At 71.7% G+C, this 24,707-nt stretch carries 17 protein-coding genes, 3 pseudogenes and 1 riboswitch; of the genes and pseudogenes, 12 read left to right on the forward strand and 8 right to left on the reverse strand.

Annotated elements, in window-relative coordinates; genetic code table 11:
• The first annotated feature begins 6 nt into the window (after positions 1 to 6).
• The 4 genes from nuoL (at position 7) to recQ (ending at position 7,522) form a co-directional block, all read left to right on the forward strand.
• Complete coding sequence (nuoL, locus tag ACZ4MF_RS32305; protein ID WP_467495750.1) at positions 7 to 1,902, forward strand: NADH-quinone oxidoreductase subunit L; 1,896 nt, start codon at positions 7 to 9, stop codon at positions 1,900 to 1,902.
• A gap of 5 nt (positions 1,903 to 1,907) precedes the next feature.
• Positions 1,908 to 3,479, forward strand: coding sequence for an NADH-quinone oxidoreductase subunit M (locus ACZ4MF_RS32310; RefSeq protein ID WP_356027565.1), 1,572 nt, complete (start codon positions 1,908 to 1,910; stop codon positions 3,477 to 3,479).
• Positions 3,476 to 5,125: an NADH-quinone oxidoreductase subunit NuoN gene (gene nuoN, locus ACZ4MF_RS32315; protein WP_467495751.1), complete on the forward strand. Its 1,650-nt coding sequence runs from the start codon at positions 3,476 to 3,478 to the stop codon at positions 5,123 to 5,125. The genes ACZ4MF_RS32310 and nuoN overlap by 4 nt, the downstream gene beginning before the upstream one ends.
• Positions 5,126 to 5,506: 381 nt before the next feature.
• Positions 5,507 to 7,522 carry a DNA helicase RecQ gene (gene recQ / locus ACZ4MF_RS32320; protein WP_467495752.1) on the forward strand — a complete coding sequence of 672 codons (2,016 nt, stop codon included), beginning with the start codon at positions 5,507 to 5,509 and terminating at the stop codon, positions 7,520 to 7,522.
• Positions 7,523 to 7,570: 48 nt separating this feature from the next.
• Here recQ and ACZ4MF_RS32325 read toward each other — a convergent pair.
• The 4 genes and pseudogenes from ACZ4MF_RS32325 to fahA form a co-directional block, all read right to left on the reverse strand.
• Positions 7,571 to 7,747, reverse strand: a pseudogene (locus tag ACZ4MF_RS32325) (HEAT repeat domain-containing protein); the annotation flags it as partial.
• Positions 7,745 to 8,154: pseudogene (locus tag ACZ4MF_RS32330) on the reverse strand (GntR family transcriptional regulator); the annotation flags it as partial. The pseudogenes ACZ4MF_RS32325 and ACZ4MF_RS32330, both read right to left, overlap by 3 nt.
• Before the next feature lie 132 nt (positions 8,155 to 8,286).
• Positions 8,287 to 9,225, reverse strand: coding sequence for a M56 family metallopeptidase (locus ACZ4MF_RS32335; RefSeq protein ID WP_467495754.1), 939 nt, complete (start codon positions 9,223 to 9,225; stop codon positions 8,287 to 8,289).
• Between the two features lie 689 nt (positions 9,226 to 9,914).
• Positions 9,915 to 11,132 carry a fumarylacetoacetase gene (gene fahA, locus ACZ4MF_RS32340; protein ID WP_467495755.1) on the reverse strand — a complete coding sequence of 406 codons (1,218 nt, stop codon included), beginning with the start codon at positions 11,130 to 11,132 and terminating at the stop codon, positions 9,915 to 9,917.
• 305 nt (positions 11,133 to 11,437) lie between these two features.
• Here fahA and ACZ4MF_RS32345 point away from each other — a divergent pair, with 305 nt between their 5' ends.
• The 3 genes and pseudogenes from ACZ4MF_RS32345 to ACZ4MF_RS32355 all read left to right on the forward strand — a co-directional run bounded on the left by ACZ4MF_RS32345 (position 11,438) and on the right by ACZ4MF_RS32355 (position 14,934).
• A complete protein-coding gene (locus ACZ4MF_RS32345) occupies positions 11,438 to 12,682 on the forward strand; it encodes a carboxylate--amine ligase (RefSeq protein ID WP_467495833.1) in 1,245 nt (414 codons plus the stop codon).
• 54 nt (positions 12,683 to 12,736) lie between these two features.
• A pseudogene (locus ACZ4MF_RS32350) lies at positions 12,737 to 13,973 on the forward strand (FAD-dependent oxidoreductase).
• Positions 13,974 to 14,127: 154 nt separating this feature from the next.
• Positions 14,128 to 14,934: an HAD family hydrolase gene (locus tag ACZ4MF_RS32355; protein WP_467495756.1), complete on the forward strand. Its 807-nt coding sequence runs from the start codon at positions 14,128 to 14,130 to the stop codon at positions 14,932 to 14,934.
• Positions 14,935 to 14,950: 16 nt separating this feature from the next.
• On the opposite strand, the gene ACZ4MF_RS32360 is transcribed toward ACZ4MF_RS32355, so the two are convergent.
• Entirely contained in the window at positions 14,951 to 15,454 is a 504-nt protein-coding gene (locus ACZ4MF_RS32360; RefSeq protein ID WP_467495757.1) for a transglycosylase SLT domain-containing protein, read from the reverse strand.
• Positions 15,455 to 15,458: 4 nt separating this feature from the next.
• A riboswitch (cyclic di-AMP (ydaO/yuaA leader) is annotated at positions 15,459 to 15,639 on the reverse strand.
• A 626-nt stretch (positions 15,640 to 16,265) separates the two neighbouring features.
• On the opposite strand from ACZ4MF_RS32360, the gene ACZ4MF_RS32365 reads away from it, so the two are divergent.
• The 5 genes from ACZ4MF_RS32365 (at position 16,266) to ACZ4MF_RS32385 (ending at position 22,125) form a co-directional block, all read left to right on the forward strand.
• Positions 16,266 to 17,276 (forward strand): polyprenyl synthetase family protein, encoded by a 1,011-nt coding sequence (locus tag ACZ4MF_RS32365; RefSeq protein WP_356027538.1) that lies wholly within the window; start codon positions 16,266 to 16,268, stop codon positions 17,274 to 17,276.
• 318 nt (positions 17,277 to 17,594) lie between these two features.
• Positions 17,595 to 18,803, forward strand: a complete 1,209-nt coding sequence (locus ACZ4MF_RS32370) for a LolA family protein (RefSeq protein ID WP_467495759.1) — start codon at positions 17,595 to 17,597, stop codon at positions 18,801 to 18,803.
• Between the two features lie 70 nt (positions 18,804 to 18,873).
• On the forward strand, positions 18,874 to 19,872 hold the full coding sequence (locus ACZ4MF_RS32375; RefSeq protein WP_362822969.1) for an ABC transporter ATP-binding protein: 999 nt from the start codon (positions 18,874 to 18,876) through the stop codon (positions 19,870 to 19,872).
• On the forward strand, positions 19,859 to 20,776 hold the full coding sequence (locus ACZ4MF_RS32380) for an ABC transporter permease (protein WP_467495761.1): 918 nt from the start codon (positions 19,859 to 19,861) through the stop codon (positions 20,774 to 20,776). The genes ACZ4MF_RS32375 and ACZ4MF_RS32380 overlap by 14 nt, the downstream gene beginning before the upstream one ends.
• A gap of 176 nt (positions 20,777 to 20,952) precedes the next feature.
• Positions 20,953 to 22,125 carry a hypothetical protein gene (locus ACZ4MF_RS32385; RefSeq protein WP_467495762.1) on the forward strand — a complete coding sequence of 391 codons (1,173 nt, stop codon included), beginning with the start codon at positions 20,953 to 20,955 and terminating at the stop codon, positions 22,123 to 22,125.
• Positions 22,126 to 22,177: 52 nt separating this feature from the next.
• On the opposite strand, the gene ACZ4MF_RS32390 is transcribed toward ACZ4MF_RS32385, so the two are convergent.
• From ACZ4MF_RS32390 to ACZ4MF_RS32400, 3 genes are all read right to left on the reverse strand, one after another.
• Positions 22,178 to 22,645: a VOC family protein gene (locus ACZ4MF_RS32390; protein WP_467495763.1), complete on the reverse strand. Its 468-nt coding sequence runs from the start codon at positions 22,643 to 22,645 to the stop codon at positions 22,178 to 22,180.
• 86 nt (positions 22,646 to 22,731) lie between these two features.
• Positions 22,732 to 23,691: an EamA family transporter RarD gene (gene rarD / locus ACZ4MF_RS32395; RefSeq protein WP_467495834.1), complete on the reverse strand. Its 960-nt coding sequence runs from the start codon at positions 23,689 to 23,691 to the stop codon at positions 22,732 to 22,734.
• Positions 23,692 to 23,831: 140 nt separating this feature from the next.
• Positions 23,832 to 24,686: an SDR family oxidoreductase gene (locus ACZ4MF_RS32400; RefSeq protein ID WP_467495764.1), complete on the reverse strand. Its 855-nt coding sequence runs from the start codon at positions 24,684 to 24,686 to the stop codon at positions 23,832 to 23,834.
• Positions 24,687 to 24,707: the final 21 nt, after the last annotated feature.

A 24,707-nucleotide genomic window follows, 5' to 3' on the forward strand; every position in this document is an offset into this window, starting at 1 on the left:
AGAATCGTGGAGAACCTGATCGCGCTGCTCATCGCGGCGCCCCTGCTCGGAGCGGCCGTCCTGCTGACCGGCGGCCGGCGCCTGGACCGCGTCGGCCACTGGATCGGCACGCTCCTGTCGGCCGCCTCCTTCGTGTTCGGCCTGATCCTCTTCGCCGACCTGCTCGGCAAGAACGCCGAACACCGCACCCTGATCAAGCACCTGTTCAGCTGGGTCCCGGTGGCCGGCTTCCAGGCGGACGCCACCCTCCGCCTCGACCAGCTGTCGATGACGTTCGTCCTGCTCATCACGGGCGTCGGCTCGCTGATCCACCTGTACTCGGTCGGGTACATGGAGCACGACGAGCGGCGCCGCCGCTTCTTCGGCTACCTCAACCTGTTCCTCGCGGCGATGCTGCTGCTCGTCCTCGCCGACAACTACCTGCTGCTGTACGTCGGCTGGGAGGGCGTCGGTCTCGCGTCGTACCTGCTGATCGGTTTCTGGCAGCACAAGCCCAGCGCCGCGACAGCCGCGAAGAAGGCCTTCCTGGTCAACCGCGTCGGCGACATGGGCCTGTCGATCGCGATCATGCTGATGTTCGCGACGTACGGGACGTTCGCCTTCGGGCCGGTCCTCGGCCACGCGACCGACGCCTCCCAGGGCAGGCTCACCGCGATCGGCCTGATGTTGCTGCTCGCCGCCTGCGGCAAGTCGGCCCAGGTGCCGCTGCAGTCCTGGCTCGGGGACGCCATGGAGGGCCCGACCCCGGTCTCGGCCCTGATCCACGCGGCGACGATGGTGACCGCGGGGGTGTACCTGATCGTCCGCTCCGGAGCCGTCTTCAACGCCGCTCCCGACGCGCAGCTGGCGGTCACCGTCGTCGGCGCGGTCACGCTCCTGTTCGGTGCGATCGTCGGTTGCGCCAAGGACGACATCAAGAAGGCGCTGGCCGGCTCGACCATGTCGCAGATCGGCTACATGATCCTCGCCGCGGGCCTCGGCCCCATCGGCTACGTCTTCGCGATCATGCACCTGGTGACGCACGGCTTCTTCAAGGCCGGGCTGTTCCTCGGCGCCGGTTCGGTCATGCACGGCATGAACGACGAGGTCGACATGCGCAGGTACGGCGGCCTCAGGACGTACATGCCGGTCACCTTCGTCACCTTCGGCCTCGGCTACCTCGCCATCATCGGCTTCCCGGGCCTGTCCGGCTTCTTCTCCAAGGACAAGATCATCGAGGCGGCCTTCGCGAAGGGCGGCACCGAGGGCTGGATCCTCGGCGGCGCGGCCCTGCTGGGCGCGGCCATCACCGCCTTCTACATGACGCGCGTGATGCTGATGACGTTCTTCGGCGAGAAGCGCTGGCAGCCCGACGCGAACGGCAACGAGCCGCACCCGCACGAGTCCCCGAGGGTCATGACGATCCCGATGATCGTGCTCGCCGTCGGCTCGGTCTTCGGCGGCGCCTTCTTCAGCATCGGCGACCGCTTCCTGCACTGGCTGGAGCCGGTCACCGGACACAGCGAGGGCCATTCCCCGGTCAGCGCCTGGACGGTCACCGGGGCGACCATGGTCTGCCTGGTCATCGGCGTCGGCATCGCCTGGGCGCAGTACGGCCGCAGGCCCGTCCCGGCCGTCGCCCCGCGCGGCTCGCTGCTCACCCGCGCGGCCCGCCGCGACCTGCTCCAGGACGACTTCAACCACGTGGTCCTGGTCCGTGGCGGCGAGCACCTGACGCGCTCCCTGGTGTACGTCGACCACACCCTGGTCGACGGTGTCGTCAACGGCACGGCGGCCGGCTTCGGCGGCCTGTCCGGGCGGCTGCGCCGGCTCCAGAACGGCTTCGCCCGCTCCTACGCGGTCTCGATGTTCGGCGGCGCGGCACTCATCGTCGCCGCGACCCTGCTGATGAGGGCGGTCTGATACCGATGTCCTTTCCTCTGCTGACAGCGACGGCGGCGCTCCCGGCCGTGGGAGCCGTCGCCACGGCCGCCGTACCGGCCGCGCGGCGTACCGCCGCCAAGTGGCTGGCGCTGCTCGTCTCGCTCGCCACACTCGCCCTGGCGATCACGATCCTGGTCCGCTTCGACCCGGGCGGCGCCCGCTACCAGCTCACCGAGTCCCACGCCTGGATCGCGGACTTCGGGGTGCGGTACGAGCTGGGCGTGGACGGCATCGCGGTGGCGCTGGTCGCGCTGACCGCCCTGTTGATCCCGTTCATCGTCCTCGCCGGCTGGAACGACGCCGACCCGCTGGAGACGGGCAGCCGGCGCTGGCGGCCCACACAGGGCTTCTTCGCGCTGATCCTGGCAGTCGAGGCGATGGTGATCATCTCGTTCGAGGCCACCGACGTCTTCGTCTTCTACATCTTCTTCGAAGCCATGCTCATCCCGATGTACTTCCTCATCGGCGGCTTCGGCGACCGCGCCCACGCACAGGGCGAGGCGGCGGCTTCGACGCAACGGTCGTACGCGGCCGTGAAGTTCCTCCTCTACAACCTCGTCGGCGGCCTGATCATGCTCGCCGCGGTGATCGGCCTCTACGTCGTCGCCGGGAGCTTCAGCCTCGCGGACATCGCGCACGCGCGCGCGACGGGCTCGCTGCACATGGCGACCAGCACCGAACGCTGGCTGTTCCTCGGCTTCTTCTTCGCCTTCGCGGTGAAGGCGCCGCTGTGGCCGCTGCACACCTGGCTGCCCAACGCCATGCAGGAGGCCACCGCCCCGGTCGCCGTCCTGATCACCGCGGTCGTCGACAAGGTGGGCACCTTCGCGATGCTCCGCTTCTGCCTCCAGCTGTTCCCGGAGGCGTCGAAGTGGGCGACGCCCGTCATCCTCGTCCTGTCCCTGATCAGCATCGTCTACGGCGCACTGCTCGCCGTCGGGCAGCGGGACATCAAGCGCCTGGTGGCGTACGCGTCGATCTCGCACTTCGGCTTCATCATCATGGGCATCTTCGCGATGACCAGCCAGGGCCAGTCCGGCGCCACGCTCTACATGGTCAACCACGGCATCTCCACAGCCGCGTTGATGCTGGTCGCCGGGTTCCTCATCTCCCGGCGCGGCTCGCGGCTCATCGCCGACTACGGCGGGGTGCAGAAGGTCGCCCCGGTACTCGCCGGCACGTTCCTGATCGGCAGCCTGGCCACTCTCTCCCTGCCCGGCCTCGCGCCGTTCGTGAGCGAATTCCTCGTCCTGGTCGGCACGTTCACGCGCTACCCGGCGATCGGTGTCATCGCCACCTTCGGCATCGTCCTCGCCGCGCTCTACACCCTCGTGCTGTACCAGCGGACGATGACGGGCCCGGTGAAGCCCGCGGTCTCGGCGATGCCAGACCTCCGCGCGCGCGAGCTGATGGTGGTCGCCCCGCTGATCGTGCTGCTGATCTTCCTGGGCGTCTACCCGAAGCCCGTCACGGACATCGTCAACCCGGCGGTCAAGCAGACCATGTCCGACGTACACAAGACCGACCCCAAGCCCTCGGTGGAGGCGGCCAAGTGAGCACAGCAGCCGTCCACAGCCTGTGGACAACCGCGGCCGACCCGATCGCGAAGATCCCGACGCCGAAGATCGAATACGGACAATTGTCGCCGACACTGATCGTCGTCGGTGCCGCGCTGGTCGGCGTGCTGATCGAGGCGTTCGTCCCGCGCAAGTCCCGCTACTACGCCCAGGTGTTCGTGTCCGTCGTCGCCCTGTGTGCCGCGTTCGCCGCGGTGGTCGGGCTCGCGGCCGACGGCTACGGCACCACCAAGGCGCACATCGCGGCCATGGGCGCGATCGCCGTCGACGGACCGGCCCTGTTCCTCCAGGGCACGATCCTGCTGGCCGGACTGGTCGCCCTGTTCACCTTTGCCGAGCGCCGCCTGGACCCGGCCGCGCACGGCAGCCGCGTCGACTCCTTCGCCGCACAGGCCGCCTCGGTGCCGGGCAGCGACGGCGAGAAGGCGGCGGTGAAGGCGGGCTTCACCACGACAGAGGTCTTCCCGCTGTTGCTGTTCGCCATCGCGGGCATGCTGGTCTTCCCCTCGGCCAACGACCTGCTGACGCTGTTCGTGGCCCTGGAGGTCTTCTCCCTGCCGCTGTACCTGCTGTGCGCACTGGCCCGCCGCAAGCGGCTGATGTCGCAGGAAGCCGCGGTCAAGTACTTCCTGCTCGGCGCGTTCGCCTCGGCGTTCACCCTGTTCGGCATCGCCCTGCTCTACGGCTACGCAGGCTCGGTGTCGTACGCGCGCATCGCGCAGGTCGTCGACGGCACGGTCACCAACGTCGACCCGGCACTCGCCAACACCATGGGCAACGATGCCCTGCTGCTCATGGGCGGTGCCATGATCGTGATGGGTCTGCTGTTCAAGGTGGGCGCGGTGCCGTTCCACATGTGGACGCCCGACGTCTACCAGGGCGCGCCGACCCCGGTGACGGGCTTCATGGCGGCGGCGACGAAGGTGGCCGCGTTCGGCGCGCTGCTGCGCCTGCTGTACGTCGTCCTGCCGGGCATGCGCTGGGACTGGCGGCCGGTCATGTGGGCGGTGGCGATCGTCACCATGCTGGGCGGTGCGATCGTCGCGATCACCCAGACCGACATCAAACGCCTCCTGGCGTACTCCTCGATCGCACACGCCGGATTCATCCTCGCGGGTGTCATCGCCACCTCGAAGGACGGCGTCTCGTCCGTCCTCTTCTACCTGGCCGGCTACTCCTTCGTGACGATCGGCGCCTTCGCGGTGGTCACGCTGGTGCGCGACGCGGGCGGCGAGGCCACCCACCTGTCCAAGTGGGCGGGGCTGGGCCGCCGCTCCCCCCTCGTGGCAGCCGTCTTCGCGGTCTTCCTCCTCGCCTTCGCCGGCATCCCGCTGACCTCCGGCTTCGCCGGAAAGTTCGCCGTGTTCAAGGCGGCGGCGGCCGGCGGCGCGGCCCCGCTGGTCGTCATCGGTGTGATCTCCTCGGCGATCGCCGCGTTCTTCTACATCCGCGTGATCGTCCTGATGTTCTTCAGCGAACCGCGCCCGGACGGCCCGACGGTGGCCGTCCCGTCCCCGCTCACCATGGCCGCGATCGGCCTGGGCGTGGCGGTGACCCTGGTGCTCGGCGTGGCCCCGCAGTACTTCCTGCACCTGGCGAGCCAGGCGGGAGTCTTCGTGCGCTGACGCTCTGCTCGTACATGCCGCGGCCCGGCACCCCTCATGAGGTGGGTGCCGGGCCGCGGTGCCGGTGCAGGCGCCGGTCGTCGGTTTCCGTTCGAAGACGTGTACAGCGGCCCGGCCGTCCTCGTTCTCGAACCGCCAGTAGTGGGGGATCGTCGGCCGTCCATCCGCCTTCGGGAGGAACCCGCCGGGGGTGCCGAAGTCTCGACGGCAACGTTCATGTGTGCTGCCGGGCGGAGACCGGATGGTTGCGTCAGGTCAGCGGCCGATCACGCAGGAGAATGGCGTGAGCCTGTGGATAACTCCGTGGCTGTCGGTGCGGCCCCCTATCGTGGAGGCAGCGGTCGGGATACGACACACGGGGGACCGGCGGGGGACAGGACCATGAAAGCGACGGGCGGGATCAGCGAGATGCCACAGGTGACCGAGGGGCCGGGCGCGGCCGACAGCGAGGCGCTGGCCACGCTGCACCGGGTCTTCGGATACGAGGCTTTCCGGGGCGAGCAGGAAGCGATCATCGAGCATGTGGTGGCCGGCGGCGACGCCCTCGTCCTCATGCCGACCGGCGGCGGCAAGTCGCTCTGCTACCAGATCCCCGCCCTGGTCAGACCCGGTACAGGCGTGGTGATCTCCCCACTGATCGCCCTGATGCAGGACCAGGTCGACGCCCTGCGCGCCCTCGGTGTGCGCGCCGGCTTCATGAACTCCACGCAGGATTTCGACGAGCGCCGCCTGGTCGAGGCCGAGTTCCTCTCCGGCGAGCTGGACCTGCTCTACCTGGCCCCGGAGCGGCTGCGTCTGGACACCACGCTCGACCTCCTCTCGCGCGGCAAGATCTCCGTCTTCGCGATCGACGAGGCGCACTGCGTGTCCCAGTGGGGCCACGACTTCCGTCCCGACTACCTCGCGCTGTCCCTCCTCGGCGAGCGCTGGCCGGACGTCCCGCGGATCGCCCTGACCGCGACGGCGACCCGCGCCACCCACCAGGAGATCACCCAGCGGCTGAACCTGCCGTCGGCCCGGCACTTCGTCGCCAGTTTCGACCGGCCCAACATCCAGTACCGGATCGTGCCCAAGGCCGACCCCAAGAAGCAGCTGCTCGCCTTCCTTCGGCAGGAGCACACGGGCGACGCGGGCATCGTGTACTGCCTGTCACGCAACTCGGTGGAGCGGACGGCGGAGTTCCTGGCCGCCAACGGCATCGAGGCGGTGCCCTACCACGCGGGCCTGGACGCGGGCGTGCGCGCCACCCACCAGTCCCGGTTCCTGCGCGAGGACGGCCTGGTCGTCGTGGCGACCATCGCCTTCGGCATGGGCATCGACAAGCCGGACGTACGGTTCGTCGCCCACCTGGACCTGCCCAAGTCGATCGAGGGCTACTACCAGGAGACGGGCCGCGCGGGCCGCGACGGACAACCGTCCACGGCGTGGATGGCGTACGGCCTGAACGACGTCATACAGCAGCGCAAGCTGATCCAGTCCGGCGAGGGCGACGACGCCTTCCGCCGCCGTGCCTCCGCCCACCTCGACGCGATGCTCGCGCTGTGCGAGACGGCCCAGTGCCGCCGTGGCCAGCTGCTCGCCTACTTCGGCCAGGACCCCGATCCGGCGGGCTGCGGCAACTGCGACACCTGCCTGACCCCGCCGGAGACCTGGGACGGCACGATCGCCGCGCAGAAGGTGCTGTCGACCGTGGTACGGCTCCAGCGCGAGCGCGGCCAGAAGTTCGGCGCCGTGCAGATCGTCGACATCCTGCTCGGCAAGCGCACCGGCAAGGTCATCCAGTTCGACCACGACCAGCTGTCCGTCTTCGGTATCGGTACGGATCTCACAGAGGCCGAGTGGCGGGGCGCCATCCGCCAACTGCTGGCCCAGGGACTGCTCGCGGTCGAGGGGGAGTACGGCACGCTGGTGCTCACCGAGGAGAGCGGCTCGGTGCTGCGGCAGGAGCGGGAGGTGCCGCTGCGCAAGGAGCCGAAGAAGCCGGCCGTGGCCCGGTCGCGGTCGGCGGGCGCGTCCGGCGGCAGCAAGACCAAGGCCGCCGCGGCCGAACTGCCCGACGAGCTGCTGCCCGCCTTCGAGGCCCTGCGCGCCTGGCGCACCGAACAGGCCCGCGAGCAGGGTGTCCCGCCGTACATCGTCTTCAACGACGCCACCCTGCGCGCCATCGTCACCCTGAACCCCACCTCGGTACGCGAGCTGGGCACGGTGAGCGGCGTCGGCGAGAAGAAGCTGGCCACGTACGGGGAGGGCGTACTGGCGGTGCTGGCCCCCCTGGACGATCCGGCGGGGTCGGCGGGCCCGACGGGCGCGGTGGGCTCGGCTCCGGCCGTCGGCGCCGCGCAGGACGCCGACTGGCCGGAGCACGACGAGGAGCCGGAGCCCGACGACTGGATATAGCGGGCCGAGCGGGCCGAGCAAGTCGGCCTGAGGGGACGCGGGGGATTGTCACAGCCCCCGCGCCGCGTAGGCCCTGACGTCAGCGTCCGAGTCGGTCGCGGCCGTGGCGAGAGCCACGCGGGCCTGTGCCGTGCCCCGATGCCGCGTCAGGGCCAGGACGGCCGCCTTGCGCACGCCGGCGTCGGCGTCGCCCAGGGCCTTGGCCAGCGCGGGTACGGCGGCGTCGGCCACCGGGGCGGGTGCGGGAGCGGGGCCCATGGTGCGGACCTCGTTGGTGACGCGGCCGTGTTCGCGGAGGGTTTCCGCAAGGCCCAGCAGACGGTCGAGCCCGTGCGGGTACTTCCGGGCGACGACCACGGTGCCGACCCCCGGCTGCCGCTCCACCAGCCCTTCGGCCCGGAGCAGGTCCAGGCCTTGGCGGACGGTGTTGCGGGAGGCGCGGTAGTCGGCGGCGAGGATCGACTCGTGGGGGAGGGAGCCGTCCTGGAAGGCGCCGGTGAGGAGCTGGTGGCGCAGCAGGTCGGCGAGCTGCCGGGCCCGGTCCGCACGCAGCCGGCGACGTGCGCGGTGGGCTGCGACGGTGGTCGCGGCGCCCTGACCGGCATGGTCGCGGGGCGGTCGGTGGGTGGCATGGCTGGAACCATACCGATGTGGTGGGGAAACGCGTGTTGCCGCAGTGTTGCGCCAGGTGAGGGGATGTTGGATACACCGCTGAGCTGCGGTTCTCGCCTAGCGGGCGGGAAGATCTGCCACCGGTGGGCCTGTCAGGACAGCGCCGTCAGCCCCGGGGCGAATGTGATCAGCAGGGGCAGCAGCGGCACCAGGGCGGCCACCGTCGTCGTCAGGGCCCGGTGCCGGCGCAGCAGCCGCGGCGGGGGCTCCAGGAGGCGGTCCACGCGCTCGCCCAGCAGGCGTCGGCTGGAGTCGCAGGAGAGGACACCCCGGTGCTGGTTCAGCTCGATCAGTGCGAGGGCCGTGGTGAGGTGTCCGCAGCGGCGGGACGCCGTGTCGTCGGCGGCCAGCTCGACCAGGCGGTGCGTCTGGTCGCAGAAGTGGGCGAAGAGCGGCACGCGCGGGAAGCCCGTGGCGAGCGCGGTGGACAGGTGCAGCAGCCAGTCGTGGTGGGCACGCGCGTGCCCGCGTTCGTGTGTGAGGACGGCGTCCAGCTGATGGTCGGTGAGGCGTTGCAGCGCGCCCGTGGTGACGACCAGCTGTGGCGGGTGGCCCGGCATCCACCAGGCGTCCGGGTACTCGTCCTCCAGCACGAGCATCGGGCCCCGCGCCGCAGGCAGCCCGGCCGGCAGGTCGGGGGCTCGTTCGCGCAGTTGCGCGCGAGCCTGGCCGCGGCTGCGGCGGGCCTCGACGATCTCCCGGGCCACCATCGCTGTCGTCCACGCGGCCCCGCAGGCCAGCAGCAGGGTGAGGGCGGTGGCCCACACCGGTGTGGCGGACAGGTCGTACGCGGCGGTGACGGAGGGCGGCGCGGGGGCGAACACGCGGTCGCGGACGGTGTGGAAGACGGCCGCCGTGCCCAGGACCAGCGCGGCCAGACAGCACAGCAGGACGGTGGCGACCAGGCACTGCCACACCCACAGCGCGACCACGGGTTCCCGCTCGGGCCAGGCGGCACGCGTCAGCGCGCGCGGTGCCGGCAGCGCGGACGTCAGGGCGACGACGCTCAGCAGGAGCAGGCAGACGGTCATGCCGGGGCTCCGGTTCCTGGTCGGAGAGGGGCTCGGGTGCGGGTGGTGCGGGGCGATGGGCCGGGGGCGCGTCGCATGGTGCGTTGTCCGCCCAGTATGCCGGGGAGGAGCGGTGAGAGGCAGGTCTCGGCAGTGATCCGTCCCGCGCTCTGGCCGCCTCGTTCCGTCACGTCCGGCTCGGCCGGCCTCCGGGGGCGGAAGCCCCGCGTCTCCCGCTCCCGCACGGCCCGCCGCACCGCCTCCAGCACGTCGTCCGGCGCGAATCCCGGCGCGGGCGTCCAGGCCGCGAAGTTCCTCGTGCCGTCGGTGAGTTCCGCCGTCTCGCGGTGTCGGGCGCCCGGCGGCAGCAGAGCGACCCGCGTCCCCGCACCGCGCCGGGTGCGTACCGGCGACGCCGCCTCCGGCTCGCGGCACGCGCGCCATGGGGCCCGCTGCCGTAGCGTCGGCAGTCGTTCGCCCTCCAGCGGTCGCCCGCTGCCGATCCGGGCGGCGAGCCGGGCGCGGATCCGTCCGAGGCCACCAGCGCGACCGGGGACAGCGGCACCGGGACCGCGGTGGACACGGTGCCCGCGGTCCCGTCGCAGGCCAGGGTCAGTTGGCGGCCGGTCCAGGTCGTCCGGTGGGGCCGCCGCGCCGGACGTCGCCGGCACACGCCGGCTACGCACGCGCGCGCGTGGCGACGGCGTGGCTCACGCCGATACGACGCGGCCGCTGACCTCTCCCAGCCCGACCCGGCGTCCGTCCGGGCCGGGGGCCCACGCGGACAGTGTCACCACGTCGCCGTCCTCCAGGAAGGCCCGCTTGCCGTCGGGGAGTTCGAGGGGCTCGCGGCCGTTCCAGGTCAGCTCCAGGAGGGAGCCGCGCTGGCGTTCCTCGGGGCCGCTCACCGTGCCCGAGCCGTACAGGTCGCCGGTGCGCAGCGAGGCGCCGTTCACCGTCATGTGGGCGAGTTGCTGGGCAGCGGTCCAGTACATGGTCGAGAACGGCGGCTCGGAGACCACATGGCCGTTGATCGCGACGGAGATCCGCAGGTCGTAGCCTCCCGGCTCGATGCCCGGCGCCGCGTCGTCCAGATAGGGCAGCAGGGGGTGCGTGCGCTCCGGTGCGGCCACGCGCGCGTGCTCCAGCGCGTCCAGCGGGGTGATCCATGCGGACACCGAGGTGGCGAAGGACTTGCCGAGGAACGGGCCGAGGGGGACGTACTCCCAGGCCTGGATGTCCCGCGCGGACCAGTCGTTCAGCAGGCAGAGGCCGAAGACGTGCTCCCGGAAGTCGCCGAGTGCGACCGGGCTGCCCAGTGCGGACGGGACGCCCACGACGAAGCCGACCTCGGCCTCGATGTCCAGCCGGACCGACGGGCCGAACACGGGCACCGGGTCGTCCGGACCCTTGCGCTGCCCCGAGGGCCGTACGACGTCCGTGCCCGAGACGACGACCGTGCCGGAGCGGCCGTGGTAACCGATCGGCAGATGCTTCCAGTTGGGAGTGAGGGAGTCCGCGGCGTCCGGGCGGAAGATCTGGCCGACGTTCCTCGCGTGGTTCTCCGAGGCGTAGAAGTCGACGTAGTCCGCGACCTCGAAGGGCAGGTGCAAGGTCACCTCGGACAAGGGGCGGAACAGCGGTTCCACGGCCTCGCGGTGCGCGGGGTCCGTGACCCAGGCCGTGACGGCGTCCCGTACCTCCGACCACGTCGCGCGGCCGGCGCCCAGGAGGGCGTTGAGAGTGGGGCGGGCGAGCAGTGCCTGGTGCGGCGAGCCGAGGGCGGCGGCTGCCGCGCCCGCGTCGAGGACGTGGTCCCCGAGCCGGACGCCGACCCTCCGCTCCGTGCTGCCGGAGGGCGAGAACACGCCATAGGGAAGGTTGTGCGGGCCGAAGGGGTCGCCCTCGGGGACGTCGAAGGGGGGCATGGGGTGCTGCCTCACTCTCATCCGGGCCATGCATGGCGATGCGTTCCATGTGGTCGCGCCACACGTTACGGCTGTGACGCATGTCTTGGGCAGAGCCCCGAGGTGTGCCCCGGTGCGCGTCCCGCCAGGTGCCCCGAAGGTTGCCCGCACGATACCTAAAGGGTTCGCAATGTCCGAATAGGCTCCGAATAGGCCTTGTCGGAGTGGGCAATTCCGGCTTAGCGTCCTTTGGGGACACGGACGGGCCGGATCCGTTCCGTTTGGGGGGACACGTGGGGGGACCCGTGGCCGGAGACGCCGTCAGTGTGCCGTTCGAGGCCGACCGTGACGTGCCGGGGCTGATCGTCAAGTTCGGCGATTATCCGCTGCACCACGGCGGTGTCGGCGCCATTCGCAGTCTGGGCCGCCTCGGCGTGCCCATGTACGCCATCACCGAGGATCCGTACACGCCGGCGGCCTCCTCGCGCTATCTGAAGAAGGCGTTCGTGTGGCCGACGACCGGCGCGGAGGACCCGGGCCACCTGGTCGAGGGGCTGCTGCGCGTCGGCCGTCGCATCGGCCGCCCGACCGTCCTGATACCGACCGACGAAGAGGCCGCCGTCCTGATCGCCGAGCACCAGGACGAGCTGGCCGGATCTTTTCTCTTCCCAAGGGTCGAGCCGGGGCTGCCGCGCCGGCTCGCCAGCAAACAGGGACTGCACGAACTGTGCGTCGAGCACGGCATCGCCAGCCCGTCGGCCGCGTTCCCGGAGTCGTACGACGACATCGTCGCCTTCGCGGACACGGCCTGCTTCCCGGTGGTGGCCAAGAACCGCGAGGCGTTCGTACGGCGCCGTCGGCCCGCCGTGAACGGCACCACGCGGATCGCCACCCGGGAGGGCCTGCTCGCCCTGGCCCGCGACTGGGGCGCCGAGCCGGGCGTGATCCTCCAGGAGTACCTCCCGCGCGAGGAGGCCGAGGACTGGATCGTGCACGCCTGCTTCGGCCCCGACTCCACCCCGCTCACGCTGTTCACCGGAGTCAAGGTCCGCTCGTGGCCGCCGCACGCCGGGATGACGGCGAACGCCTACGTCGTCGACAACCCGGAACTCGCCGACCTCGCCGCGCGTTTCATCAAGCAGATCGGCTTCAGCGGCATCATCGACCTCGACCTGCGCTTCGACCGGCGCGACGGACAGTACAAACTCCTGGACTTCAACCCCCGCATGGGCGCCCAGTTCCGGCTCTTCGAGAACGAGTCGGGGGTGGACGTGGTCCGCGCCCTGCACCTGCACCTGACCGGCCGCGCCGTACCGGAGGGGGAACAGCGCGCCGGCCACCGCTACGTCGTGGAGAACATCGACCTGCCCGCCCTCCTCGCCTACCGCCGCAGCGGCTACACGACGCCGCACGCCCCGGCGAAGGCGAGCGGGACGGAGCTGGCCTGGTTCGCGGGTGACGACCCGCTGCCGTTCCTCACGATGCTCGCCCGCTTCGTGCGCCCGGGCGCGAAGCACCTGTATCAGCTGTGGCGGACCAACCGCCGCGGCGGCAACACCTCCACGAAGTAGGCCAAGCCACCAAGACGATCAAGAGTGGCGCACCGTGTCCTGGGGAGGGACTTCGTGACTCGACCGGTTGCAGTCATCGGGGCCGGGCCGTTCGGCCTGTCCACCGCCGCCCATCTCCACGCGCGCGGCATCCCTGTCCGCGTTTTCGGCGACCCCATGGTCAGCTGGCGCGCCCACATGCCCGAGGGCATGCTCCTGAAGTCGACACCCGCCGCGTCGCCTGGACTGCCCGCAGCCCGGCCACACCCTCGCCGACTACTGCGACGCGGCCGGCATCCGCCGCCTGGTGGCCGACGAGGACATCATCCCGGTGGAGACCTTCGTCGCCTACGGCGAGTGGTTCCAGCAGAAGCTGCTGCCCGGCCTGGAGCGGCTGCGGGTCGTGTCCGTCGACCGTGACGCGCGCGGCGGCTTCGAACTCAAGCTGGATTCGGGAGAGTTGTGCACCGCTCGCGCGGTCGTCGTCGCCACCGGCCTGTCCGGCCTCGCCCACCTTCCGCCGGAACTCGCGGGCGCGGCACCCGACGGGCCTTCCGCGAGCGGACCGCTCTCGCACAGCTCCCAGCACCACGACCTCGGCCGGTTCGCCGGCCGGGAGCTGATCGTCGTCGGCGCCGGCCAGTCCGCGCTGGAGACGGCCGCGCTCGCCGCCGAAGCCGGCGCACGCGTGCGCGTGGTCGCGCGCGGCCGCGGCCGGGTCGCCTTCGGCGCCCCGCCCTGGGAGCAGCCGAGACTGCGCCCCGCATCCCCCTTCGGCCGCGCCTGGTCGCTGTGGGCGCTCAGCTACTACCCGCACCCCTACCGCCACCTGCCCGAGGCCGCCCGTCACCACCTGGTCCGCCGCGTCCTCGGACCGCTCGGCGCCTGGTGGCTGCGCGAGCGGTTCGACAGCGCCGTACAGGTGCAGGAAGTCGAGCGGATCGTCCGCGCGGAGGCGTCGGACGGCAGCCCCGTCCTCACCGTCCGCACGTTCTCCCGCTCCCGAACCGGCCCGCGCGGGCAGACCCCTGCCGACGGTGTGGAACGGCTCGCCGCCGACCACGTCATCGCGGCCACCGGCTACCGCGTCGACATCGCGGCGATCGACTTCCTCGGCCACGGCCTGCGCACCCGGCTGGCCGTGAGCCGCGGCGCGCCGAGGCTCGGCCCCGGCTGCGTCTCCTCCGTCCCCGGCCTGTACTTCACCGGCCTGCCGGCGGCGGCGTCGTACGGCCCGGTGATGCGCTTCGTGTGCGGCACGGAGTTCGCCTCGCCGCGACTGGCGAAGCACTTGGCGGCGGCCCACGGCTGACGGAGCGGCCGCGTCCGGGGACGGCGACGGCATACCGGGGACCGTGCGGCAGTGTCATCAGGCGGACGGCGGGCGCCACTTGGGGGTGATGAGCACGTAAGTACGCAGTACGGCGAGGTGAGTCGGACAGGCTCCGCGTCCGTATTCTCTGATCATGGCAGCCGCATACGCACTGATCGCCACTGACCTGGACGGCACGCTGCTGCGGGGCGACGACACGGTCTCCGACCGGTCGCTCGCCGCGCTCGCGCGGGCGGCGCGGGCCGGTGCCCGGCATCTGGTGGTGACGGGCCGTCCGGCCCCTCGGGTACGGCCGCTGCTCGCGCGCCTCGGCTGCGCGGGGCTCGCGGTGTGCGGACAGGGCGCGCAGGTCTACGACGCCGGGAGCGGGCGCCTGCTCTGGTCGGTCCGGCTGCACCGGGAACTGGCCGAGGAGGCGCTCGGCAAGATCGAGGCCGAGGTGGGGCAGGTCTACGCGGCCGTCGACCAGGACGGCGTCGACGGGCTCACGCTCATCGAGCCCGGCTACCGGATGCCGCACCCGACCCTGCCCTCGGTGCGGGTCGACCGGCGCGACGACCTGTGGCACAAGCCCATCAGCAAGGTGCTGCTGCGCCATGCCGCCCTGTCCGACGACGAGTTGGCGGACGTCGCGCGCGCGGTGGTGGGTTCGCTCGCGACGGTCACCATGTCGGGGCCGGGGACCGTGGAGCTCCAGCCGTCCGGGGTGACGAAGGCCACCGGGCTGGCGCTCGCCGCGGAGCGGCTGGGCGTCGGTGCCCGACAGGCGCTGGCCTTCGGGGACATGCCCAACGACATCCCGATGTTCGACTGGGCCGGGCACGGGGTCGCCATGGCCGGCGCGCATCCCGAACTGAAGGCGGTGGCCGACGAGATCACCCTGTCGAACGAGGACGACGGCGTCGCCGTCGTCCTCGAAAGACTGTTTCCGACCGGCTGACCGGCTGACCGGTGTCTCAGTACGCGCTGTGGACGTTGTCGATCGAGCCGTAGCGCGCGGCGGCGTAGTTGCAGGCCGCGGTGATGTTCGCGACCGGGTCGTACGGGTCGAGCGCGGTGCCGGTCACGTGGTAGGCGCGGAAGGTCGGGTCGATGACCTGGAGCAGGCCCTTGGACGGGATGCCGGCGGCGGCGTTGGAGTCCCAGTTGTTGATGGCCAGCGGGTTGCCGGAGGACTCCCGCATGATGTTGCGGTAGATGCCGTTGTAGGAGCCGGGGATGCCCTTCTGGGCCATGATCGAGAGGGACTTGCGGATCCAGCCGTCGAGGGTGTTCGTGTACCCGGACGTGTGGACGAGGGACGTGGTCGTGGCGGCCGTCGAGGGCGTGCTGGTCGCGGCGGAGGCGCTGGTGGCGCCGATGATCGGCATCGCGAGAACGGCGGCACCGGTGCCGGCGACGGCGAGGGCGCGCATGACACGGCTGGTGCGGGTACGGCTGTGCTGAGCGGCAGCAGGCATGGGGAGTTCCTCTCCGGCGCCTGCGAGGTGAGCTGTCGGGTTCGGGCGGGGAGGTGCCCGGCCGTGCCTTCGCGAGAAGGCGCGGCTTCACCCCTAGCCGTTCCGGTGCGACGTGTGCCGACCGATCCGGCGACTTACCTGGGTCCCCCGCTCCTGCCGTACGAATGAGTTCGCGGATGGTTGTGCGGGCGGCGGCAGGATTCGGCGTCCGCCCAGCGAGCCGGAACGTATGCGAGAGCACATGTCGGGAACAAGTGCCGGAATCACATAACGTCCTGTTTGACCTTGAAGTACACCCTATGCGGTACTTGATCCTTTGCGGTTGCCAACCTTCAACTCGCGCGCCGGGCAAGGGGAGCGGACGGTTCGGTGGCCGGTGTGCGGACACGGGCGTCCGTGACCCAACTCACGAAGTATCAAATAGCCACAAAGGGGACATAGTGGATTTCAGGGACTCGCGCCCGGAGTGGCGCCGGCCATGAAGGGGGACGTGGAAAGGGGGGCGGGGTGAGGGATGGGGTGAGGGGTGGGTGTGAGATGGCCGGCGGGTGGCCCGCGGGTGAGGGTGGAGCCGTTACTCCGCTCGCCCCTCGGTTCGCGACAAAGCGCAGGGTGTCCTGTTAAGTCGATGAATGTCCGTTCTTACTATCTGATCGAGAATAAAGCGGCCATGATCCAATAGCGCCCGGGCCGGACCGGTGGGCGCTATCGGTGATCGAAACAGGACCGGATACGCTGACTTGAGTGATGGCAGCGACCTATCGACAAACCGTGTAATCGCCAGCAGACACCAGCAGACAGGAGACCCCTCGTGACCGTCGTCGGGCCGTTCGGGCTGAGCGTGCGGGACCAGGCTCTCGAAGCCGATGTCCAGGCCGGATTGGCGGCTGTCGAGGAAGGCTTGCTCGAGGCCACCAAGAGCGAGGTCCCGTTCATCACGGAGGCCGCGCAGCACCTCGTACGGGCCGGCGGGAAGCGGTTCCGGCCGCTGCTCGTGATGCTCGCGGCGCAGTTCGGCGACCGCTACGCGCCGGGCATCGTGCCGTCGGCCGTCGTCGTGGAGCTGACCCACCTCGCCACGCTGTACCACGACGACGTCATGGACGAGGCGGCCGTGCGGCGCGGTGTGGACAGCGCCAACACCCGCTGGGGCAACTCCGTCGCGGTCCTCACCGGCGACTTCCTCTTCGCCCGTGCCTCCCAGATCCTCGCCGACCTCGGGCCCGAGGCGGTCCGGGTGCAGGCCCTCGCGTTCGAGCGGCTGGTCACGGGCCAGATCCTGGAGACCGCGGGCCCCTCGGACGGCCGCGACCCGGTCGAGCACTACCTGGACGTGCTCGGCGGCAAGACCGGCTCGCTGGTGGCGGTCTCGTGCCGGTTCGGCGCGATGATGTCGGGCGCCGACGAGACGGTCGTCGACGTCCTCACCCAGTACGGCGAGCGGCTCGGCGTCGCCTTCCAGCTCGCCGACGACGTCCTGGACATCGCCTCCGACTCGCACGAGTCCGGCAAGACCCCGGGCACCGACCTGCGCGAGGGCATCCCGACGCTGCCCGTTCTCCGGCTGCGCGAGCGCGCGGCCCGGCTGGGGCTGCCCGAGGACCTCGCGCTGTGCGAGCTGTTGGACTCCGACCTCACCGACGACGCCCGGCACGCCGAGGCCCTGACCGCGCTGCGCGCGCACCCCGCGCTGGAGCAGGCCCGCCGCGACACCGTGCGCTACGCCGAGGAGGCCCGGGCCGCGCTGTCGCCGCTGCGGGACTGCGACGCCAAGGCGGCTCTGGTGGAGCTGTGCGACGCGGTGGTGCACCGCGCGGGCTGAGGCCCGGGCCACGACGGCGTACCGGCCCGTCCCCGCGGGCAGTGGCTGACGTGTCCGCGATCTGGCACACGGTCGTACGGCGCCCTTCGGCGTCCGTGCGACCGGGCCCGGCCCCTAGGGGTCCCGGCGGTCGCCGCCCCTACGTGTCATACCGCAGGCGTACACGGAGTTGGCTCCGTGGTCTGACGCTTCCTCATGGCCGATTTGGTGAGATGGGGAACACGGACATCACCACTCCTCACCGATTCGGGTGAGAATGGCGGCTCAGGGTGGACCAGCGTGAGGAAAGCCGCCGCCGACGACGGAGGTAAGGCACACATGGCACCGTACGAATCCGACGACGCGGTGGACGTCGCGCGGGACGAGAACCCGCACGCCGGACGCCGCAAGGCCGCGCGTTACGCGGTCCCGGTCGCGGTGGTGGGCGTGGCGGCGGCCACGATCGGGCTGGTCCCGGCGCTCGCCGCCTCGGGCGACCCGGACCTGCCCAAGATCACCGCGAAGCAGCTCATCGACAAGATCGCCAAGTCGGACGTGCAGCAGCTGTCCGGCACGGTGAAGATCAGCACCGACCTCGGCCTGCCGAACCTCGGCGGCCTGGAGAGCAGCCTGGCCTCCGGAGCCGGCAAGGGCGCCGGCGCCGGCTCCTCCGCCGACCCGCAGGCCAAGCTCACCGAGCTGGTCTCCGGCACGCACACGCTGCGCGTCGCCGCCGACGGCCCGGACAAGCAGAAGATCTCGCTGCTGGAGAGCGGCTCCGAGTACAGCCTCATCCACGACGGCACGAACGTCTGGGGCTACGACAGCAAGACCAACTCCGTCTCCCACAGCACCTCCCCCGAGACGGGCAAGGACCGCAGGGCCGAGCAGCCGCCGGCCACGCCGAAGGACTTCGCCGACCAGGCGCTGAAGGCGGTGGACGGCACCACGTCCGTCACCGTCGACGGCACCGAGCAGGTCGCCGGCCGCGCTGCCTACAAGCTGCTGATCAAGCCGCGCCAGTCGGGCACCACGGTCGGCGCGATCAGCATCGCGGTCGACGCGAAGACGGGCATGCCGCTGAAGTTCACGCTGACCCCGAAGAGCGGCGGCGCCGCCGTCGTCGACGCGGGCTTCACCGAGGTCTCCTTCGCCAGGCCGGCTGCCTCCATGTTCACCTTCACCCCGCCCAAGGGCGCGAAGGTGACGGAGCAGAAGAAGGGCGCCACGGCCCGGGAGCACGACGGGTTCAAGCCCGGCGGGGGCTTCGCCCAGGGCCACGACAAGGGCACCGTCATCGGCAAGGGCTGGACGTCCGTCGCCACGTTCGACACGGGCGCCAAGGGCGGCCTGCCGAGCGGCGGTTCCAAGGCCGGCGACCTCAGCGGCTTCCTCGGCTCGCTCGGCGACAAGGTCTCGGGCAAGTTCGGCAAGGGCACGGTCTTCTCCACCCGCCTGGTCAACGTCCTGATGACCGACGACGGCAAGGTCTACGCCGGCGCGGTGACGAAGGACGCCCTGGTGAAGGCGGCGAACGAAGGAAAGTGACCCTGTCCGGGCACTACGGACCGTGATCGTGCGTTGACCCTTTACGGAAGCACGAACCGAGGGGGAGCCGATGGACGGACCGTCCGCCACGGAGCGGGAGGCGGGGGACGCCGAGCGGCATGCCCCCGGGCAGGCCGAGGCGAGCGTCATCGCCACGCGCGGCCTCACCAAGCGCTACCGCGGCGGACAGCTCGCCGTGGACGGTCTGGATCTGACCGTCCCGGCCGGCAGCGTCTTCGGCTTCCTCGGTCCGAACGGCTCGGGCAAGACCACGACCATCCGCATGCTGATGGGCCTGATCGAGCCGACCGCAGGCACGGCCCGGGTACTGGGCCGCCCGATGCCCCGGGCGGCCCGCTCCGTACTGCCCGAGGTCGGCGCGCTCATCGAGGGCCCCGCGCTGTACGGCTTCCTCTCCGGCCGGGACAACCTGCTGCGTTACGACGCCGCCGACCCGACCGCCGACCCGCGCACCCGGCGCGCCCGCGTCGCCGCCGCCCTGGACCGGGTGGGCCTCGCGGCGGCCGCCGGAAAGAAGGCGCGAGCGTACTCGCTGGGCATGAAGCAGCGCCTGGGCCTCGCGGCCGCCCTGCTCCAGCCGCGCCGGCTGCTCGTCCTGGACGAGCCCACCAACGGCCTCGACCCGCAGGGCATGCGGGAGATCCGCACCCTGATCAGAGAGCTGGCCGCCGACGGCACGACGGTCTTCCTCTCCTCCCACCTCCTCGACGAGATCGAGCAGGTGTGCACGCACGCGGCGGTCATGGCGCAGGGCCGGCTGGTCACGCAGGGCGCGGTGGCCGACCTGGCGGCCGGGGCGCGCGGCCGGCTGGTGGTCACCACCCCGGATCCGGCCGAGGCCGCCCGGGTGCTGAAGGAACAGGGCGTCGCGGACGTCACCGCCGACGGCGACCGGGTCACCGGCGAACCGCCCGCGCGGGACCTCGCCGAGGTGAACGCCGCGCTGGTCATGGCGGGCGTGCGGGTGCGGGGCCTCGCGCTCGAACGGGCCTCGCTGGAGGACGCGTTCGTGGCACTGACGGGGGAGGGCTTCGATGTCGCGGGCTGAGACGGATCCCCTGTCCGAGAGGGCTTCCGGGTCCGACGCGGCCCTCGTCTCCGCCGTGCGCCGGCCGAGCCCGCTGTGGACGTTCGGGCTGCTGCGCAGCGAGCTGGTCACGACCGTCCGACGCTGGCGCACGCTCGCCCTGCTCGGGGTGCTGGCCGCGGTGCCGGTGCTGGTCGGGATCGCGGTGAAGATCGAGACGCGCGGCGGCGGGTCGGCGGACCACGGCGGCCAGGGCCCGGCGTTCATCTCGCAGATCACCAACAACGGCCTGTTCCTGGTGTTCACGGCACTCGCCGCGACCTTGCCGTTCTTCCTGCCGATGGCCGTCGGCGTCGTCGCGGGGGACGCGATAGCGGGCGAGGCGGGCGCGGGCACCCTGCGCTATCTGCTGGTCGCCCCGGCCGGCCGCAGCCGGCTGCTGCTCACCAAGTACGCGACGGTGATGGCCTTCTGCCTGCTGGCCACCCTGGTCGTCGCCGTCTCGGCACTGATCGTCGGCGTGCTGCTCTTCCCGCTGGGCGACCTCACGACGATTTCCGGCACGCAGATCAGCTTCGCCGAGGGCCTCGGCCGAGCCCTGCTGATCGCCCTGGTCGTCGCCCTCTCGCTGATCGGTGTGGCCGCCGTCGGCCTGTTCGTCTCGACGCTCACGAACAGCGGCATCGCGGCGATGGCGACCACCGTCGGGCTGCTCATCACCGTCCAGATCCTCGACCAGATACCCCAGCTGCACGCCCTGCAGCCGTACTTCTTCTCGCACTACTGGCTGTCCTTCGCCGACCTGATCCGCGACCCCGTCTACTGGGACGGACTGGAGAAGAACCTCGGCCTCCAGGCGCTGTACGCGGCCGTGTTCGGCACGGCGGCCTGGGCGAGGTTCACGACGAAGGACATCAGCGCCTGATCCCCCGCCGGGCCCGCGCGAAGAGCGTCTTCGCGCCGCCGCTGAGCATGCTCCCGGGAGGCGGCTGGTGCGAGGCTGTGACGGTGCGGTGACCCGGAAGCCGAGGGGAGCGGAGACACTGGTGGGCAGGACGCGTACGACCGGAATCGCGACGCCGGGGGAGTGAGGGAAAACCGATGTCTCGACTGAGCTTCGAGAAGAAGCGGGCGCAGCGGCCTGCGGAGCACCCGGCGGTGGTGCCGGTCCGGGTGTTCGGCGCGGGTGGCGCGTCGGTGGGCGGGACGTCGGTGGCGGCCGTGCCGGGCGAGGAGATCCACCAGACGGTCCTGAACCGCCTCCAGCGCCTCGCCATCAGCCTCGGCGCCCCGATACGTGCCACGATCCAGGACGACCGGGTGGGCCTCATGGTTCCCCTGGAGGTCTCGGCGGACGGCTCCAGCCGCGTCATGGGGGAGCCGGTGCGGACGGCTCCGCCGCGCGAGGCGGGGAAGGCGCAGCCGGCGGAGCAGGCCGGGTCGTGCCCGGAGCCGGAGGCCGTGCCGGCCGGGACGGCGCGGGTGCCGGCGGGGCAGTTCGGCCCCCCGCCGGTCATGGACGCGCCGGTGACGGCCGCCGCCACCGCAACCACCACCACGGCCGCCGCTCCCTGCGCCCTCTCCACTCCCGCTTCCGTCGCCCCCGCGCCCGAAGCCGCACGCCTCCCCGCCCCCGACCACATCCCTGCTCCCGCCGCCTCCACCCCTTCCCTCTCTCCCTCCCTCTCGGTTTCTCTCCCCCTGTACGCCGAGCCGGAGGCGCCGGTCGCGGCCCACACGCCGGCCCGGGGGTTCGACGCCGTCGCCGAGGAGGTGCTCGGGGACGGGCCGCTGACGGAGACGGCGGAGGGGGCCGAGTTGCTGACCGAGCCGATGACGCGGATCAACGAGGCCGTGCGCGCGGGCCGGATCGAGGCGGCGGCGGAGCTCACCGACCGTACGGTCGCCGAGGCCTCCACCGTGCTGGGCCCCGGCCATGCCGAGGTGCTGCACCTGCGTGAACTGTCCGCTTACATCGCCTACTTGGGCGGCGAACCGGTCCGCGCCTTCGAGCAGTCCCTGGACCTCGCCCGGCTGCGCCGGCAGGCGCGGGACGCGGAGGCCGCCTACGGCAACGTCCGCAGCGCGGCGACCGCCTGGCGTGCGGTGCGTGACCCCGAGGAGGGCCTGCGGCTGGGCCGCGACCTGATCGAGCTGTGGACGGACCTCAGCGCCGAGCCGGGGCCCGCCGCCGACGACATGCACCCCCTGGAGTCCGCCCGCGCCCGCATGGGCCGCCTGACCGACCGGGCGGCCCGCGCCGCACAGTCGTGAGCCCGGCCGCCGTACAGCCGTGAGCGAGGTCCCACGGGGCTCGCCCCGCGGCTCACTGCACGCAGAACTCGTTGCCCTCGGGGTCCGTCAGCACCACCCACTGCCCGGCGGGCTCCGTCACCTCGCGCACCACGCGCGCGCCCAGCGCCTCCAGCCGGGCCACCTCCTGCGCGCGCCGCTCCGGGCCGGCGTGCAGGTCGAGGTGGAGCCGGTTCTTGGCCGTCTTCGGCTCCGGGACACGCTGGAAGAGCAGGCGCCGGCCCAGCCCGGTGCCGGTTGCGGGGTCGTACGGGTCGTCGGGGTGCCGTACGGCGATCAGGTCGCGGAAGGCGGGCCGGCCGTGGTACTCGACCGTGGCCTCGCCGGGCAGCGCGCCGGCGGGCAGCAGCCGTTCGATCAGGGCGCTGTTGTCCTCGGCCGTGTAGTGCAGCGCCGCGGCCCAGAAGTCGGCCTGGGCGTGCGGGTCGGCCGCGTCGATGACGAGCTTCCAGTGCAGGGGTGCGGGCGTCTGTGTCGACATGGCTGTCACTTATAGCGCGCGCCACTGACAGCGGCCGTCGGACACGACAGCGTCCCGCCACGACGGCCGTGGCCGTGGAACGGCCGTCAGGCGTCCACCGCGGCGGACTCGGCCTGGCCGCCGCGCGCCACCACCAGCGACCGCCGCGTGCGGCGCGCGGAGCGCAGCGCGTCGCCCGTGAGCAGGATCAGCGCCAGCCAGACCAGCGCGAAGCCGGCCCACCGCTCCATCGGCATGGCCTCGTGGAAGTACAGGATGCCGAGCAGGAACTGGAAGACGGGGGCGAGGTACTGGAGCAGGCCCAGCGTGGACAGCGGCACGCGGATCGCCGCCGCGCCGAAGCAGACCAGCGGCAGCGCGGTGACCAGGCCGGTGGAGGCGAGCAGGGCGGCGTGCCCGGAGCCGTCGTTCACGAAGCTGGACTCGCCGTGGGCGACGAGCCAGAGGAGATAGCCGAGAGCGGGCAGGAACTGGATCGCGGTCTCGGCGGCCAGTGACTCGACGCCGCCGAGGTCGACCTTCTTCTTCACCAGGCCGTAGGTGCCGAAGGAGAAGGCGAGGACGAGCGAGATCCAGGGCGGGCGGCCGTAGCCGATGGCCAGCACGACGACGGCGGCGAGGCCGGTCGCGACCGCCGCCCACTGCACCGGCCGCAGCCGTTCCTTGAGCAGCAGCACGCCCAGCGCGATGGTCACCAGGGGGTTGATGAAGTACCCGAGCGAGGCCTCGACCACATGGCCGGCGTTCACGGCCCAGATGTAGACGCCCCAGTTCACGCTGATGACGGTCGCGGCCACGGCGACGAGCGCGAGCCGGCGCGGCTGGCGCAGCAGCTCGCCGGCCCAGGCCCAGCGCCGCACGAACAGCAGCGCGGCGGCGACGACGACCAGGGACCAGACCATGCGGTGGGCGAGGATCTCCACCGCGCCGGCGGGTTTCAGCAGCGGCCAGAAGAGGGGGACCAGCCCCCACATGCCATAGGCGGCGAAGCCGTTCAGCAGGCCTATCCGGTCCTCGCTCCCGGAGCTCCCGGAGTTCTTGGACATCCCGCTCACGGCCCCTCCTTCTCGTGGTGCATCGGCACACGCGCGCGCGAGAACGAAGGTAGTGCCGAGCACCCCCGGCTGTCATGCCCGTATCGGTATACGGTCATGACAGCCGGTGGAAACCCGGTGGAGGCGGAGGGTCAGCCCTTGACGGCCGCGGTGACCGCCTCCGCAAGCGACTGCGCCGGGCGGCCGGTCAGACGGGTGAGGTCGCCGGTGGTGACGACCAGCTCGCCCTTCTCGATGGAGGCGTCCACGCCGGCCAGGATCTCGGCCAGCGGACCGGGCAGCCCGGCACCGGTCAGGATGCCGGTCAGCACCTCGGGGGTGACCGGGGTGTAGGCGATCTCCTTGCCGGTCTGCCGGCTCAGCTCGGCCGCGTACTCGGCGAAGCCGAAGGGCTCGTCGCCGCCCAGCTCATAGGTCTTGTTCTCGTGGCCCTCGCCGGTCAGCACCGCGACCGCGGCGGCGGCGTAGTCGGCGCGGGAGGCGGCGGAGATCCGGCCGGCGCCGGCGGCCTGGACGACGGCGCCGTGCTCCAGCACCGGCGCGAGGTTCTCGGTGTAGTTCTCGAAGTACCAGCCGTTGCGCAGCAGCGTGTACGGCAGGCCGGAGGCGAGCAGCACCTCCTCGGTCGCGCGGTGGTCGTCCGCGAGGTCGGCCTTCAGGGTGCCCGGGGCGCTGGTGTAGGCGAGCAGCGCGACGCCCGCGGCCTTGGCGGCGTCGATGACGACCTGGTGCTGCCGCACCCGGCCCTTGTCGAACTCGTTGCCCGAGATCAGCAGGACCTTGTCGCCGGCGGCGAAGAGGCTGCCGAAGGTCTCGGGCGCGTTGTAGTCGGCGACGGCGAGCCGTACGCCGCGGGCCGCGAGGTCGGCGGCCTTCTGCTCGTCGCGCACGACGGCGGTGATCTGCTCCGCCGGAACCTTCTCCAGCAGCTGCTCCACGACGTGGCGGCCGAGGTGTCCGGTGGCTCCGGTGACGACGATGCTCATGATGTGCGATCTCCTTCTCGG

The sequence above is a fragment of the Streptomyces sp. NPDC025793 genome, assembly GCF_055558375.1.

Bases quoted from the DNA above. Each gene is read 5' to 3' on its own strand.
- ACZ4MF_RS32310 (WP_356027565.1), top strand. From the start codon at position 1,908: ATGTCCTTTCCTCTGCTGACAGCGACGGCGGCGCTCCCGGCCGTGGGA.
- recQ (WP_467495752.1), top strand. From the start codon at position 5,507: ATGAAAGCGACGGGCGGGATCAGCGAGATGCCACAGGTGACCGAGGGG.
- ACZ4MF_RS32335 (WP_467495754.1), bottom strand. From the start codon at position 9,225: ATGACCGTCTGCCTGCTCCTGCTGAGCGTCGTCGCCCTGACGTCCGCG.
- fahA (WP_467495755.1), bottom strand. From the start codon at position 11,132: ATGCCCCCCTTCGACGTCCCCGAGGGCGACCCCTTCGGCCCGCACAAC.
- ACZ4MF_RS32355 (WP_467495756.1), top strand. From the start codon at position 14,128: ATGGCAGCCGCATACGCACTGATCGCCACTGACCTGGACGGCACGCTG.
- ACZ4MF_RS32360 (WP_467495757.1), bottom strand. From the start codon at position 15,454: ATGCCTGCTGCCGCTCAGCACAGCCGTACCCGCACCAGCCGTGTCATG.
- ACZ4MF_RS32370 (WP_467495759.1), top strand. From the start codon at position 17,595: ATGGCACCGTACGAATCCGACGACGCGGTGGACGTCGCGCGGGACGAG.
- ACZ4MF_RS32375 (WP_362822969.1), top strand. From the start codon at position 18,874: ATGGACGGACCGTCCGCCACGGAGCGGGAGGCGGGGGACGCCGAGCGG.
- ACZ4MF_RS32380 (WP_467495761.1), top strand. From the start codon at position 19,859: ATGTCGCGGGCTGAGACGGATCCCCTGTCCGAGAGGGCTTCCGGGTCC.
- ACZ4MF_RS32385 (WP_467495762.1), top strand. From the start codon at position 20,953: ATGTCTCGACTGAGCTTCGAGAAGAAGCGGGCGCAGCGGCCTGCGGAG.
- ACZ4MF_RS32390 (WP_467495763.1), bottom strand. From the start codon at position 22,645: ATGTCGACACAGACGCCCGCACCCCTGCACTGGAAGCTCGTCATCGAC.
- rarD (WP_467495834.1), bottom strand. From the start codon at position 23,691: ATGTCCAAGAACTCCGGGAGCTCCGGGAGCGAGGACCGGATAGGCCTG.
- ACZ4MF_RS32400 (WP_467495764.1), bottom strand. From the start codon at position 24,686: ATGAGCATCGTCGTCACCGGAGCCACCGGACACCTCGGCCGCCACGTC.